Origin of the sequence: Gillisia sp. JM1 (assembly GCF_000424645.1) — a bacterium.
Lineage (GTDB): Bacteria > Bacteroidota > Bacteroidia > Flavobacteriales > Flavobacteriaceae > Gillisia.
Genome location: NZ_AUKH01000010.1, coordinates 1 through 15,645, shown reverse-complemented (window position 1 = coordinate 15,645; position 15,645 = coordinate 1). Strand labels below are relative to the sequence as shown.

The 15,645-nt window shown below is 30.4% G+C and carries 14 protein-coding genes and 1 pseudogene; 2 read left to right on the top strand and 13 right to left on the bottom strand.

Translation table 11 applies throughout. From position 1 onward, the window contains the following. Nucleotides 1-75: 75 nt before the first annotated feature. The 11 genes from H033_RS0102745 to H033_RS0102695 form a co-directional block, all read right to left on the bottom strand. Nucleotides 76-477 (bottom strand): DUF4345 domain-containing protein, encoded by a 402-nt coding sequence (locus tag H033_RS0102745; RefSeq protein ID WP_034886060.1) that lies wholly within the window; start codon nt 475-477, stop codon nt 76-78. A 188-nt stretch (nt 478-665) separates the two neighbouring features. Then, the gene (locus H033_RS0102740) at nt 666-1,616 is read right to left on the bottom strand and encodes a tetratricopeptide repeat protein (RefSeq protein ID WP_231367532.1); all 951 of its coding nucleotides are present in this window, start codon (nt 1,614-1,616) and stop codon (nt 666-668) included. A 43-nt stretch (nt 1,617-1,659) separates the two neighbouring features. Beyond that, the gene (locus H033_RS0102735) at nt 1,660-1,977 is read right to left on the bottom strand and encodes a hypothetical protein (protein WP_026836975.1); all 318 of its coding nucleotides are present in this window, start codon (nt 1,975-1,977) and stop codon (nt 1,660-1,662) included. Beyond that, nucleotides 1,964-2,299: a hypothetical protein gene (locus tag H033_RS0102730; protein ID WP_026836974.1), complete on the bottom strand. Its 336-nt coding sequence runs from the start codon at nt 2,297-2,299 to the stop codon at nt 1,964-1,966. The genes H033_RS0102735 and H033_RS0102730 overlap by 14 nt, the downstream gene beginning before the upstream one ends. Nucleotides 2,300-2,760: 461 nt before the next feature. Beyond that, the gene (locus tag H033_RS0102725) at nt 2,761-3,525 is read right to left on the bottom strand and encodes a hypothetical protein (protein ID WP_026836973.1); all 765 of its coding nucleotides are present in this window, start codon (nt 3,523-3,525) and stop codon (nt 2,761-2,763) included. Nucleotides 3,526-3,528: 3 nt separating this feature from the next. Continuing rightward, nucleotides 3,529-3,765: a hypothetical protein gene (locus H033_RS0102720; RefSeq protein ID WP_026836972.1), complete on the bottom strand. Its 237-nt coding sequence runs from the start codon at nt 3,763-3,765 to the stop codon at nt 3,529-3,531. An 871-nt stretch (nt 3,766-4,636) separates the two neighbouring features. Beyond that, nucleotides 4,637-5,548: a hypothetical protein gene (locus tag H033_RS0102715; RefSeq protein ID WP_026836971.1), complete on the bottom strand. Its 912-nt coding sequence runs from the start codon at nt 5,546-5,548 to the stop codon at nt 4,637-4,639. Between the two features lie 170 nt (nt 5,549-5,718). Continuing rightward, on the bottom strand, nt 5,719-5,901 hold the full coding sequence (locus H033_RS0102710) for a hypothetical protein (protein WP_026836970.1): 183 nt from the start codon (nt 5,899-5,901) through the stop codon (nt 5,719-5,721). Between the two features lie 647 nt (nt 5,902-6,548). Next, a complete protein-coding gene (locus H033_RS0102705; protein WP_026836969.1) occupies nt 6,549-8,402 on the bottom strand; it encodes a MutS-related protein in 1,854 nt (617 codons plus the stop codon). A gap of 252 nt (nt 8,403-8,654) precedes the next feature. Beyond that, nucleotides 8,655-9,584, bottom strand: coding sequence for a M64 family metallopeptidase (locus H033_RS0102700; protein WP_026836968.1), 930 nt, complete (start codon nt 9,582-9,584; stop codon nt 8,655-8,657). Nucleotides 9,585-10,288: 704 nt separating this feature from the next. Beyond that, on the bottom strand, nt 10,289-10,846 hold the full coding sequence (locus H033_RS0102695) for a hypothetical protein (protein WP_026836967.1): 558 nt from the start codon (nt 10,844-10,846) through the stop codon (nt 10,289-10,291). A 927-nt stretch (nt 10,847-11,773) separates the two neighbouring features. On the opposite strand from H033_RS0102695, the gene H033_RS0102685 reads away from it, so the two are divergent. Beyond that, the gene (locus tag H033_RS0102685) at nt 11,774-12,127 is read left to right on the top strand and encodes a type II toxin-antitoxin system MqsR family toxin (protein WP_026836965.1); all 354 of its coding nucleotides are present in this window, start codon (nt 11,774-11,776) and stop codon (nt 12,125-12,127) included. A 5-nt stretch (nt 12,128-12,132) separates the two neighbouring features. Then, complete coding sequence (locus tag H033_RS0102680; RefSeq protein ID WP_026836964.1) at nt 12,133-13,140, top strand: type II toxin-antitoxin system antitoxin SocA domain-containing protein; 1,008 nt, start codon at nt 12,133-12,135, stop codon at nt 13,138-13,140. Nucleotides 13,141-13,268: 128 nt separating this feature from the next. Here H033_RS0102680 and H033_RS20800 read toward each other — a convergent pair whose 3' ends face one another. Both H033_RS20800 and H033_RS21910 read right to left on the bottom strand, forming a co-directional pair. Next, nucleotides 13,269-14,420 carry a leucine-rich repeat domain-containing protein gene (locus H033_RS20800; protein ID WP_051227749.1) on the bottom strand — a complete coding sequence of 384 codons (1,152 nt, stop codon included), beginning with the start codon at nt 14,418-14,420 and terminating at the stop codon, nt 13,269-13,271. A gap of 892 nt (nt 14,421-15,312) precedes the next feature. Further along, nucleotides 15,313-15,645, bottom strand: a pseudogene (locus tag H033_RS21910) (hypothetical protein); the annotation flags it as partial.

Here is a 15,645-nt window from a genome sequence, read left to right as displayed (position 1 = left end):
AGATTTTAACTCCTTTTGTCAATCATTTTTTCATTTTTCATAACCGATTTTATCTAATAGATTTTCTACTCAGATTTAATTCAATTCCGTTTTATACTTTTTTAGTTGGTAAATAGAGTAAAGTCCGATAACAAACTCCGCTACTAATCCAAAAATATAACCTCCAGTTGGCAATCCGTCCAATATCATACTTAATAATCGTCCTATTGCAAGTGTCAACATAAATAATATATTTAGCTGTGTAGCATTTTTCCAATATTCAATTTTCCATATACCTAAAATCCATACTAGCGAAATTCCCAAATATAAGCACATAATGGCTCTCAACATATTTGAAAGGTCAATTGTATTTACCTGAATGTTTAAATGTTCCGGCAGAATAGATGGTGAACCATAAATTATGGCAGTAGGCATTACGATTAATAAAGAGATGATCAGATGTAAGTTCTTAAAAATCCAATTTATTTTATCTGTCATAATTTCAATTCCGATATCATATCTATGTTTCGTTTTTTTTTTTTTGCTTGCAGGTAACGGTCTTGGTTAACGCAAGAAGCGGGAGTAGGGACGCAATCTTGTCGGCTTTGTTGTTAATTTCTTGGTGTCTAAAATATTACTTTTTACTCGATTGCCCGCTATTTGCGATAACCGATGTTGTGCTAAGTTTAATTCCATCTAACCTGATAAGGATATCTTTCATAAACGACATTATCCTCATTTATTGAAAACCCTTTTCTAGCATTTTCCTTTGCACTTTTATATACGCTCTCTGCTTCTTCTATTTCACCTAATTTATAAAGAACTTTAGTTTTATAATATTGAACGTCAGAAAATTGAGGATATCGCTCTAAGGCTTGATCAAATAGTACTAAAGCCTCTTCATATTTCTTCAGTTCGTACTTACTAATTCCGTAATAAAAGAGGTCTAGATGGTGTAACCAGTCTTCACCTTTTTTATCAATAGTTCTCTCATAATCTTTCTCAAACAAATTTTCTGCTTTTTCAAATTCGCTTAGTTGCAAGTAACTTAACGCGATGTAAAAATTATATGAGTGATCCATTTCAAATCCGTATCCATATGTTTCTTGATAATCCGTAAAATCAATAATTGCGTCTTTATATTGCTTAGAAAATATACACTTTATAAATGCTCTGTATCGTTGCCATCTTTCAGGATTATACTTTACTGCTTTATCAATGAATGTCATTCCAACCTCGTATTTACCTTGTTTGAATAATGGCATAGCTTTCTGTTGCCAGAAATAAGCTATTGTGGAATCCACTTTCAATCCTTTGTCAATTTCGTTTTGCCAATCTTGCGAATAAACATCAGTCAGCCAAGCTCCGTTATTCAGATATATATCTTTTAAAGAATCTTGTTGTTTTTCGGTGAATTTTGGAATTGCATTTTCACTTGACAATTTTAAATTTTCTTCTTGTTTACAACTGTTCAAAGTAGAAATAAAAAGGAAAGTCAGAAAGTATAATTTTAAATTTCTCAAATTTTGTATTAAATTTTGCACAACGGTCTTGGTTAAGGCAAGTGGCGTGGAGTAAGGACGCGAACTTGTCGGCTTTGTTGTTTGCTTCTTGGTCTCTAAAATAACACTTTTCATCAGAATGCCCGCTATTTGCTCTTAACCGATGTTGTGTGCAGTTTTAGTTCTTTAATTTAAAGTTAAATCTTTTATTTATTGAATCAAATGAAATTAATATTTCGTTTAAGTTCTCTTGTTTTAAATCAGATCGACTTATTCCAGCAGTATTAAAATTTAGATTTTTCTGGTTGTCTAATTGCGCTTTAACTTGAAAAATAATAAAAGGTTCTGACACATATTCTTGCCAAACTTTTTTAAAATTCAACTCATAGATAGGAGATGAATTATTCGCTAATATGGCGATGGTATCATGTTTAGAATTTCCACTCGTAAATATTAATTCCTGGATATCATAATCTGAACTGTTAATAAATTTCAAGTTTATGGGCACTGATTTTGAACATGAATTCAGCACTATTGATATTAGAAATAATAGATAAATTGATTGTTTTTTCAAATCGATTTTTTTTTAATTGCACACAACGGTCTTGTTTAACGCAAGTGGCGTGGTGTAAGGACGTTAATTTGTCGGTTTTGTTGATTGTTACTTGGTCTCTAAAATAACACTTTTCACTAGAATGCCCGCTATTTGCTGTTAAACGATGTTGCATACCGTTGTGATGTTCAAATGTTGTTGTTTTCTTGACAATCTTTTTTTGTTCTTTTTGTTCTTTTCTGAATCTCAAATTAACTTTCCACATTCGAGTAAGAATCAGTTTAGAATTTATTGGTTCTTAATTATTTTTTTTATTTTTCACGTTTGAGTGAAAGTCAGAATTATAAATCTTAAGGCATTCAAATTATCCCTTTTTCACGTCCGAGTAAAGGTCAGCTTACTGGTCGGTAGGGAATTCATTTATCACATTTTTATCTTTTAAAAATCATTGTCAATAAAGTCAGAGTTGATTGGTTTTTGTTTTTTACTAGAATCTTGAAAAAGTCAGCGCAACAGTTGCGAGAGATTGGTTTTTCTTCATTCAGATTTGCCGTTATTTTTTGCGTTTTTCATTCTGAACAATGGTTTGCAACGGTCTTGGTTAAGGCAAGTAGCGTGGAGTAGGGACGCGTTCTTGTCGGATATGTAGTTTGTTACTTGGTCTCTAAAATATCACTTTACATCAGAATGCCCGCTATTTGCGCTTAACCGATGTTGGGCATAGTTTTATGCAAAATCTAAATCAAAAAGTAATTGTTTTATTCTTTTTCCTTTTTTCGTCAATTTATATGTTCCTTTTCCATTGTGTTCAACAATGTCATTGGATTCAAAGAAGGAAATACTTTTTGATGATAAATTCTGGTTCAAAGTTAAATCAGTAAGTCCTTTTTGAAGATACTCAGAAACTAAATGAAATGCATTATGCAACTTTTCATTATTTATTATTCTGTTGTATAATTCTATTGCACTTTTTTCTTCTATTTCTTCATTTGAGCCAACCTCAATTAATTTTGAATTAGGTTTTTCGTCATTAGAAGTTTTTTCTATTAAAAGATTTAGTTCTTTAATTTCTTTGTCTTTTTTACTTAGGAGAGATTCAAACTTTTTTTCATAATCTAGCAATTGTTGTCTTAGTTGTATAGACTGCTCCAAAGTCAGTAATTGTTTTCGTTCAATTTTGTTTTTGTTATCAATACGCCATTGTTCAAATTTCAAACTTAGGAAATATGCTCCATTCGAAATAAATGGAACTATTGTAATTAGGATTAATGTTGAAATTAATGGAAACCAAATTAAATAATTTATATCATTAAAATTCTCAACTATATAATCGATTCTGTTATTTGTAATTTTATCACTATCAATAATAAAACTAGCATAGAATATTTTCCAGTTCCAAACTAACCAAGAAATCACAAAAGTTCCAAATAATGGACTTGTAACTCTTTGGTATAATATAGAGTTAATTGAAGTTCGTAGATCAGTAATCATAAATTACTTATTAGAAGGATATAGTAATTGCTTTAGCTTTTCCTTATGTTTATCAGAACACTTTTCTAATAATTTTTCTTTTCTATGTTCACTTATTTCATATGCATTTAATTCATCCTCTTGATTAAGTTTGTATGCACTTTGGTCGTATTCTCTCAAAACTGAGCCATCATCGTAGAAAGTATAATCATCATCGAGTGTGCCTCTTCCAATAAACACTTTAAATAATTCTTCAGCCATATTAATCGATTTTGTTTTTTAAGTGTGAGTTTAAAATTACAATTTATATTTCAGTAATGAATACTGTTAAATTATGCCCAACGGTCTTGGTTAAGGCAAGTGGCGTGGAGTAAGGACGCAAACTTGTCGGCTTAGTTGTTTGTTTCTTGGTCTCTAAAATAGAACTTTTAGTTTAATTACCCGCTATTTGCGCTTAACCGATGTTGCATAGCGGTTTTTACTACAATTATGTTGTTTTGTTGTCTGCCTTTTTTTTATTTTTCTTCTTTCCTGAATTATAATTTTATTTTTCACGTAGGAGTAAGAATCAGTTTTTTGATTTTTTGGTTTTTAATTGTTTTTGTCAATTTTCATTTTAGAGTGAAAGTCAGAGTTATAAATCGAAAGGCATCCAATTTATTCATTTTCGTGCTTGAGTAAAAGTCAGGATAATAAGCAGAATGCATCTATTTTTAGCTTTTACAGGTCCGAGTAAAAGTCAGCTTAGTGATTTTAAAAATCATCAATTATTACTTTTTCTTTTAAATTCAAATTTTATTTAGAATCCACGTACTGATTTTAAGATCATCTAATTTTCACATTTTTCATCTTTGTAAATTTTTCAAATAAACCTCAGAGTTGAGCAGTTTATGTTTTTTACTAAAATCTTAAAAAAGTCAGCGCAACAGTTGCGAGAGATGAGTTTTTTATATTCAGATTTTTTTGAGTTTTTTCTTTCTGAAAACTGATTTGCAACGGTCTTGGTTAAGGCAAGTAGCGTGGAGTAAGGACGCGAACTTGTCGGCTTTGTTGTTCTCTTACTTGGTCTCTAAAATAATACTTTTCACTCTATTGCCCGCTATTTGCGCTTAACCGATGTTGTAAACTGTATTTATTCCTCTAACATCCATTGGAGTAATTCTTCTTTGTCAACTATAGACCAACTGTGAGGATCACGATGGCCATTTGCTCTATAACCTTTATTCTGAGTTGCAATATATTCCACTTCATTAAAACTATTAGAAGTTAAAAATTCAGATAATCTTTTTAAATGAAAAGCATTCATTTGTTCGTATTCGACACCCATATTTTCTTTCCACCACACTTTATCAGGCTCTGTATAAAATCGAATTTTTGTATTTTTTAGATTCTTTAAATTTTCAAAATTTTGAGTTTCATAGGTGAATGCAGAATATTTTTCATAAGGTGCAATTTCATTATTGGGATTTCCAAGTTGTTCATTAAAATAATTAAATATGAATGAACTTTCTCCTACTGAAGCCTCTGAAAAATTTCTTTTAATGTTTCCTTCTGCAATACGAAACAATGCAGCCAGATCAATCGGTGAATCTACCACGAAGACTCCCGCGGGATTTAAGTTGTATTCAAGATTTTGGGAAAGATAATTACCTATTAGTAACGCAATACTTCCTCCGCTAGATAGTCCGCCAATATAAATTTTATCTATCGGTAAATTATTTGATGTAAATAATTCTTGAATGGTAACTGCTAATTCTGCTTTTTCATTCTCTTCGAGCCATAATTTTCGATTGAAATTTAAATAGGCAACTGCAACGTTCTTCTCATTTGCTAAATCACTTATAGGAAATTCATTTTCAATACCTGCAGCATCTTCTGGAAATCCACCTAAGAGCAGTAAAACAGCTTGTGTATTATCTGGTTTATATAAATTATAAGATTCGTGTGAAATCAGGTTTTTTTGAACTTCTTTTCCTTGACCAAAAATAAAAGTGGTGGAAAATAAAATTGCAATAAGACTAAAATTTTTAAGCATTTTTTTCATATAAATATTGTTTACAACGGTCTTGGTTAAGGCAAGTGGCGTGGAGTAGGGACGCGAACCTGTCGGCTTTGTTGTTTGTTACTTGATGTCTAAAATATCACTTTTCATTGGAATACCCGCTATTTGCGCTTAACCGATGTTGTGCAACGTATTTTTTTTTAGTATTTACATTAATCTTTTTTATGTTCTTGTTCAGTATGTGTTTGGTTTCCATTAATCATTTTATCTTCGTCATACATTGCATTGGACATTCCAAGCATAACAGCTGTAATGATTAAAATGAATTTTCTTTTTATCCAATGAGCAAAATGCTTAGATTTTTCTAAATAAATTTTATTCTTTTGTTTATACATTTTAGTAATGATAAATGATTAGACATTTATTATATCATTTTATGCAGCAACGTGCATATTCTCATAGAAAAGAGAGCTTTTCTATGCTATGTATAAACTTGAATATTGGATGTTAGATGTATTTATTTTTTTTAAAAATACGCGATGGGCAATTATAGAAGTTATTTTTTGGTAAAGCCCAATACGTAATTTTAAAATAATTAGAGTTTTAGTACTATAAGCCTTTCTTAAATTGTGATATGTAATTAATAGAATTGAAAATATACTTTCAGAAAGAACTTTTCCAGTATACACAAACAATTCCGAGTGCTTTTGTCTAAATTCTTTTCTACTATCAATGTATGAGACTTGAATATATTTTGAAGAACTTATTCCCGAATATGTAGAACACTCGTTAACCGTCAGACCGAAAATCAGAAGTAAAGAAAGTAGATATTTTAAATACTTTATCAATCTATTGTATTCAAATTATTTTGTCCAAGTTATCATTTTTTTTTAATATGTTGCACAACGGTCTTGGTTAACGCAAGTAGCGGGAGTAAGGACGTGTTTTTGTCGGCTTAGTTGTTTGTTACTTGGTCTCTAAAATAATACTTTTCAATGGAATGCCCGCTATTTGCTGTTAACCGATGTTATATGCCGTATTTTTATTCGATTTCACATTTTGAAATATTTGATAAAATTTTAATTCCGCTCTTTTTCATAAGTTCGCTTGCATTAAAATCGTTACATATACCTGGTTCAAGTTCATAGCTGAAAATCATTGAATTATCTTTAATCTCACTATTAAAACTATAATTTGTAACTAACATTTTATTCCCCGATAGTTTTGCAAGTTCAATATCGTGTGTTGCAATAATTCCTGACGTTTTGAGCTTACTTATTTGATTAATCAATGAATAACCTCCTCTATGTCTATCTTCTGAGTTTGTACCTTTGAACATCTCATCCAAAAGAAAAAATACATTGTGACTACTTTCTATCAGTTTCAGCATCTTTTCAATTCTATTTAATTCTGCATAAAAAGAAGAGATTCCTTTCTTTAAATTATCTTCTGTTCGCATACTTGAATATAGCTTTAGGCTGGATACCTGACCATTTTTTGCACAACAAGGTGCTCCGGCTAATGATAAAACGATGTTGACACCTACAGTCCTTAAAAAGGTACTTTTCCCTCCCATATTAGAACCGGTAATCATAACAACATCACCTTGTCCTTCAGAATGAAAATTATTACAAACACGATTATCTGAATTTATAAGGGGATGTCCTAATGACTCAAAAAGTACATGGTTGTTCTTTTCTGTAATTTCAGGAAATGTATAGGATTGATTTGAATAAGAAAAACCTGCAAAACTACTTAATACTTCAAACTCACTTACTACTTCTGCCCATGCTCTTAAAAATGTTCTATTCTTTGATTTCCATTTTTCTGTTTCAATGATCAGGTAAATATCCAATAGCAGGAAACTGTTTAATAGCGTATAAAAGCCATTTCCGCCAATTGGCACCTTTTTTATAGGTCTTTGATGTGAGAAATCCAATGAACTGCATATCCTGTGAATTTCCTTGGATGCTGAATAATTGCCATGTGTTAATAGTGATTGTAACTCGGATAATTTTTTTGACTTGAAACTTTCAGTTTCAATTTTTTTGATAAGTGCCAAATAACCTCTTAAAGTGTTAAGATTCTTTGTTGAGGTTTCAACAATATCCTCCGCTAAGGGATTTACCTTTCTTAAAATCACATTGTTGATAAGTAAGACTACAATCATAAGAGACAAATAAATAAACCCCTTTTGTGAATCAAGGTTAGCATAAAAAAAGTATGAGCCAAGCAAAAACAGAACTGGAAGAATTATTGCAACGGCTAAATATAGAAGTCGATATTTTAATAAAACAACAGGTTTTTCTACCCAGTCTAACAGTTTATAATAATCACTTTTTTTATTTTGAAAGTGCATGCCTGCCGCCTCAAAATCTTGCCTCCAATCCAATTTTTGAGATAATTCTTTTATGGCTTTTTGTCTGTGGCGTATTTCGTTATTAGATGCAGGTTCAGATAACCATTTTGATAAGAGTATCATACCTGACTCTGTAGTTGTTCTGTTAACCAATTGAAAAATAGAATGTTGTCCGAAAATATCCAGATCAGATGTGTAGGGATGATTTTGATCAATAAACTTATGTCCGGTATCAAATTCTTCCAGGTCACATTTTTCTCTCAGAATCTCGGATTCATTTATTCTTTTCAGGAATGATGTATGTTTTTTTAAGTAAGCTATTTTGGTATGATGCTTTAAAACTAAAGCAAAACCTATTACTGAAACAGGAAAAACAATATAAACGGGAGTAATTGATTTTATACTGAACAAGGTTATAAGAATGATACCTGCAATTACAAAAATAAGTAGCCTAAGTAGGGATATTCTATTTAATACCTTCTTTAACCTTAATATTTTGGAATTATACTTTTTTATATTTTCTTGATAGATCTTCATTAATTATTTTTCAATTATCTAATATTTGATAGCAATCTTAAATATGGCATATAACGGTCTTGGTTAAGGCAAGTAGCGTGGAGTTAGGACGCAAACTTGTCGGCTTAGTTCGTTTTTAATTGGTCTCTAAAATAACACTTTTCACTCAATTGCCCGCTATTTGGGCTTAACCGATGTTATGCCCTGGCGGTTATTATAATATATAAAATCACTCATCTATAATTGAAATTTAGAAATCTCCTCTTTGTATAATCATTTACATCCTATTGCGTCAGCTAACCTTTGTTCAACTATACTTTTTTGTATCGGAGAAAATTCAGTGGAATAAAAGTCATTTCTCATTATAGAATTATTCCATTCTCTCCAATAACCTGTTTGGGAATACCTTGATCCTTCAAACCAATTATCTGGATTGTATGTTAGAATGTTTAATTTAGGTGTTATTGGTAGAAACCAAGGTTGTAGACCCAAAGCACAATTTGCCTCGGAATCTACATATTCATCATCCATATTTCCAAATGAATGACCGAATTCGTGTCTGATCAAAAATTTAAATATTTTATCACTGTCATATTTTGATACAATCACATTAGAAACCTTGGGATTTGAAATCGTATTATATTCTGTTACACCTGGAAATTCTGCACTAGCGAAATATCCTGTAGAATTTGCTATAATTATAGTATACGCATAATCTCCTGTTGCATAATGACCATATAAGGTTTCAAGAGTATCTCTTTTTGAAGATTCTAAGCCTAATAAACGTTCAAGTCCAATTTTGTTGCTAAACACACTCCAAGGAGTTTGTGAGGCAGTATTTGTTCCAGTTGTTCCATTACAATCACTCGTAAATTCTATTGTCTTAATACCTGACGTTAAAGATGGTGAGTCTACTCTGTAAAAGTTCAAGCTATTACTTGATGATGTAAAAGGTTCCATATCAAGAATTGCTTGTTTTGCTATATCACTTAAAATTTTAAATTCTGGAATTTCTTCCTCTGTAAAGCCCTCCGCTAAGAATATGATATTAGCAACACAACCTGTTTTTTCTTCTCCAATTATTACTGGACAAGGGATTATAGAATCTACACACGATTGTACAATATCTTTTTCTGGTAAGTCATCATTATTACAACTAAAAAAGGCAACACACACAAGGATTAAAAAAATAGTTTTTTGCATATTATATTTATAATTAAATCATGAATTTTCCGATTAGCTTGGGCATAACGGTCTTGGTTAAGGCAAGTAGCGTGGAATAAGGACGCGAACTTGTCGGCTTTGTTGATTGTTTCTTGGTGTCTAAAATATAACTTTTTGTTCGAATACCCGCTATTTGCGCTTAACCGATGTTACCTACTGTAGCGACCAGATTTGAGTAAGAACGAACGATTCCGCATTCCTCTCTTTATTGCTAAAATTTTCAGTAGAACTTTTGTATTTGATTGAGAGTAAGTATTTTCTGAATTTATTCTTTAGATTTATTTTCATCTAATTCCGTTCGAGTAAGATTTTTAGAGAGATATTTTCTTTTCTAATTTCTTAAATTTTTATTTTAGTTCTTTACTTCTATTTTTCATTTAATTCCGTTCGAGTAAGAATCAGAACGAATTATTCTCATTTCTGAATTGCTCATTTATAGCTTTTGTTCTTTAAGATATTTTTCATTTAATTCCGTTCGAGTGAGAGTCAGCTGGAATTATTTTCTTTGAAATATTCTTAGTTTTTGACGGTGGAGCTATAGTAGGTAAGGGTCTTGGTTAAGGCAAGTAGCGTGGAGTAGGGACGCTTTCTTGTCGGCTTAGTTGTTTGTTACTTGGTGTCTAAAATATAACTTTTTACTCGATTGCCCGCTATTTGCGCTTAACCGATGTTATGTTTAGTTTTTATAGTTCGGATATTGAATTGAATAGATCAAAATGATGTTTTTCAGTTCTAAGTTCAATTGTTAATTTATCGTTTTTATTTTCAATTTTATAAACTTCTCCAGATTTAAATAGAGGAGTCAATTTTTTTATCAGTTCAGTGATTAGCTCGGAATTGTTTGTCTTAGATATCAAAATATAATGATCAGAAACTTTTAATCTCTGTAATGATTTTGAAAACATAAATAGGAAAAAGTCAGTCCTGGTCTTTTTTCTTATCAAAAATCCAGAATTATGAGAAATTCTATTTGTTGTCCATTCCGCAAGAGTAAGAAGATTTTGATATTTAGAAGTAAAAAGTAAATTTCCACCGGAATAAGTTGCTTTCTTATATTTCAAGATCCAATTTTTTGGATTATTTATTTTGCCGAATATTGTATACGACCAAGCGTTATAATTTCCATTTACTTTTCCGTTTTTCTCAGAAATAAAATTTTCAAATTCTCGACAAAATTTCTCATTCGCAATATAAAATGGAGACGTTTTTTCATTCTCAGATGCATTTGGCTTAATAATCATTTTTTCTTTGAAAAATTAAACATAACGGTCTTGATTAAGGCAAGTAGCGTGGAGTTAGGACGCGTCTTTGTCGGCTTAGTTGTATGTTTCTTGGTTTCTAAAATAACTATTTTCACTCGAATACCCGCTATTTGCACTTAACCGATGTTGCCTTTTCGTTGCTTTTGTTCTCAGCTAATTTTAAATTTTATAGAATTTTATTTTGAATCAATTTCATAAACTTGATAAAGTCCGTTAGAGTAATTAAATCAATAGATAAGTTCAACTATTGATATTCAGGTTCATTGTTCTTTACTCTTCCTTCTATCTTTTATAGTTAAGGTCATAGCTAAAATCAATAAGATGTTGGACGAACTGCGAATCCAAAATCCATCACTAATATTTTCAGTTGTCAGCATATCAATAATTATCAGTATAAAACTAGCAACAAGAATTATTATCGGTAAATTTTTTTCAATCATCTTTTTAAATTTCGTTTGAGTTAGAATTTCCGCAACCGAATTATTTCAACTTTCCAATCAATTTTAAAGTCTTTCTTGAATTCAGTTATATTGATTTTATCCAATTACAAACTTTAATATCAATAATACGAAAAGTATGATAGCTAAGGCTATTCCAGTTATTTTCTTAGTGTCTTTGTTATAAAATGATCCCATATTATTTTTCTAAATTTTGATTTCTAGTGTGCTCTGCAATGAATGGCAACGGTCTTGGTTAAGGCAAGTGGCGTGGAGTAGGGACACGAACTTGTCGGCTTAGTTGATTTTTAATTGGTCTCTAAAATAACACTTTTCACCACAATACCCGCTATTTGCGCTTAACCGATGTTAGGCTTAGTTATTTTAAAGTTAAAATTAAGTACTTATTTCGTCAAAAATAACACTTTAAAGTTGAAATTTTATATATTTGTACAAATTATTTCTGTTAATGATAGAAAAAAGAGAGGTAGATTTATTCCTTAAAAGGTTAAAACAGATAATAAAAATTTGGGATGTATTTATTCTAGATTCTAGACCAAAAAACAGTATAAAAGATTTAGTTAGTTTAGGAATCACTGCAAATCGTAGGAAAGAAGTAATTCTTGAACTCGAATTAATCGATTATTGCAAAGGACCATTATCGGAAACTCAGTTCAATGGAGAGAATATGTGGGTTTTTGGTAAAATAGTAAAAGGTGTTGAAATATACATAAAGCTTACTATAATCGAAGATACAAATAAAGCTATTTGTATTTCATTTCATAAAGCAGAGCATCCAATGAATTTTCCATTTAAAAATTGATTATCATGAAAAGTCCAATTACAGGCAAGGAAATGTCTTTACAGAAAAAGGAAGAAATAATCACATTCAGAAAAGAAGAGTTTAATTACTTACATTTTAATTATTTATGTGAGGATAGTGGGGAGAACTTTTCCACTACGGAATTAGATGAATTAAATATTAATCAAGTTTATAATCAGTATCGCGATAAGCATAATTTGCCATTCCTAGACGAGATCAAATATTTTAGAGAGAAATTAGATATTCCAGCATCTAAAATGTCTCAAATATTAGGTTTTGGGGCTAACAGTTTTCGTAATTACGAGAAAGGTGAAGTTCCAAGTTTGGCAAATGGAAATTTAATTAAACTTGTTATTAATGATGTTAATCAGTTCAAAAATTTAGTTAAATCAAATGATGAAATCTCATTAGATGAAAAGGAAAAGATTTTTTTAAAAATTGATAATCTTTTAGAAGAGGAAAAAAGATCATATAGTGATGCTGAATTTGTAAAAAACTTATTTAATCACAATCTTTTACCTGATAATTTTTCTGGCTATATAAAACCTAATATGAATAAGCTCTCAGAAATGATAGTTTATTTTACTGAAAAACTGAAACCATCTAAAACAATGATGAATAAATTGTTGTTTTATTCAGATTTCTTGAATTTTAAAAAGTGTGGTTTTTCAATATCTGGCACTAGATATGTAGCTATACAATACGGCCCAGTTCCAGATCGGTATTATGGTATTTTTGATTATTTAACACATAAGGATTTCGTGAAAATTGTTTCCGAGGAATACGGTTATGGATACGTAGGAGAAACATTCTATCCAACTAAGAAGTCTTTTGATTTCGATTTGTTTACAGAAATTGAGTTAGAATCTATAAAGCATGTGTTTAATAAATTTAAATCTTTGAAAGCTACTCAAATAATGGAAATGAGTCACGAAGAGGAAGCTTGGTTAGAAAATAAAGATTCTAAAAATTTAATAGATTATAATTATAGTTTTGAACTGAAAAATATTTAAAAATAATTATGCCTAACGGTCTTGGTTAAGGCAAGTGGCGTGGAGTAGGGACGGCTTATTGTCGGCTTATTTATTTGTTTCTTGGTCTCTAAAATATTACTTTTTACTGAAATACCCGCTATTTGCGCTTAACCGATGTTGGCTAAAGTAAGTTCCAGATAGCTCTCAATATCATCTGTTAATTTCACAAGAATCTTTTCAATCTCAGTATTTGTCAATGAATTCAGAGGCTTGGTAGGGTCATTAGCTGCCTGAAATTGAGATAAATTTTCGTTCTTTGCAAATCTACTATGTCCAACAATCAATGGTATAATTTTAGTTCCTTTTTCCTGAGCATTTTCTAGGAGAACTGGTAACTCGTTATTTTGAATAAATTCTGAGGCTAAAAAATCTGTAGATATTATTAAAATTGCTATCGAGCAATCATCTAAAGCATTTTTTATTTCTTCTTTCCATTTCTCTCCAGATTTGATACGTGTGTCCTCCCAAATTTCAAATGGTTCATTCAGGTCAAATTGTAGAACTTTTAAATTAGTTAACACCTTTTTTAACCATTGAGGATCTTGATGAGAATAGCTTATAAAAATTTTATTCTGTTTTCTAGGTTCTAATTTTTTAAAATCATTATTTTTAATTTCTATTCTTTCCATTTGGCTTTTTAACCGTAATAAGGATGCCATTGCATTTCCTTTAATGGTGCTTAAATATTTATAATTTTTGTCAATCGAATTCCTGCTTTCTAATTGTCCATAGAAATAAATAGAATTTAAGCTGTTTAAGTTTTTTAAAATATCTTGAATAGGAAAGTCCTTAAAATCTAAATTGTTGAGCCATAATTGTTTTAATGTTTTAATTTTCAAAATTTCTTCAGGAAATGCCTCTATTGGATTTTTAGCAATATTTAGTTTTGTTAATTTCTCTAGAGCTGAAAATTCATTAGGTAATTTATGGATTCTATTGTTTGCAATTGATAAAGTATTTAAACTTTTCAGGTTTCCAATTTGCTTAGGAATTCTGCGAATTGAATTATTATTTAAGTTTAGTTTTTTTAAAGATGACAACTGACAAAGCTTCGCGTAAAAATCAGAAATTCGATTATTGGAAATATCGAGATTTTCAAGTAATTGTAATTCTTCAATTTCCTTAGGAATCGTTTTAATATTATTTCCGCTCAAATTTAATTTTCTAAGATTTTTCAGATCAAATATTTCTTTAGGAATTGTTCCTAGGTTTTTGTTTGATAAATCTAGTTTTGAAATGTTTTTATTGGGAATAGTCATTTGTGTATTTTTCAGTGGTCGAATTTAATAATTAAATGTTAAGTTTGCTATTCCCTTAGGAGGTATAGGGAATAATAAATTAACTAAAGGCTAATGACTCGGGTGGCTCTCAAGATGAAGTCAACCGAGATGGGTCAGGAGACTTTTTTGCTTCGGCATCCTCACGAATAAATAACTAGTTATTCTATCCCGAGCCGGTTCGACCACTCGGGATTTTTCTTACTTATTTTTGCCAACGGTCTTGGTTAAGGCAAGTAGCGTGGAATAAGGACGCGAACTTGTCGGCTTTGTTGATTGTTTCTTGGTGTCTAAAATATAACTTTTTGTTCGAATACCCGCTATTTGCGCTTAACCGATGTTACCTACTGTAGCGACCAGATTTGAGTAAGAACGAACGATTCCGCATTCCTCTCTTTATTGCTAAAATTTTCAGTAGAACTTTTGTATTTGATTGAGAGTAAGTATTTTCTGAATTTATTCTTTAGATTTATTTTCATCTAATTCCGTTCGAGTAAGATTTTTAGAGAGATATTTTCTTTTCTAATTTCTTAAATTTTTATTTTAGTTCTTTACTTCTATTTTTCATTTAATTCCGTTCGAGTAAGAATCAGAACGAATTATTCTCATTTCTGAATTGCTCATTTATAGCTTTTGTTCTTTAAGATATTTTTCATTTAATTCCGTTCGAGTGAGAGTCAGCTGGAATTATTTTCTTTGAAATATTCTTAGTTTTTGACGGTGGAGCTATAGTAGGTAAGGGTCTTGGTTAAGGCAAGTAGCGTGGAGTAGGGACGCTTTCTTGTCGGCTTAGTTGTTTGTTACTTGGTGTCTAAAATATAACTTTTTACTCGATTGCCCGCTATTTGCGCTTAACCGATGTTATGTTTAGTTTTTATAGTTCGGATATTGAATTGAATAGATCAAAATGATGTTTTTCAGTTCTAAGTTCAATTGTTAATTTATCGTTTTTATTTTCAATTTTATAAACTTCTCCAGATTTAAATAGAGGAGTCAATTTTTTTATCAGTTCAGTGATTAGCTCGGAATTGTTTGTCTTAGATATCAAAATATAATGATCAGAAACTTTTAATCTCTGTAATGATTTTGAAAACATAAATAGGAAAAAGTCAGTCCTGGTCTTTTTTCTTATCAAAAATCCAGAATTATGAGAAATTCTATTTGTTGTCCATTCCGCAAGAGTAAGAAGATTTTGATATTTAGAAGT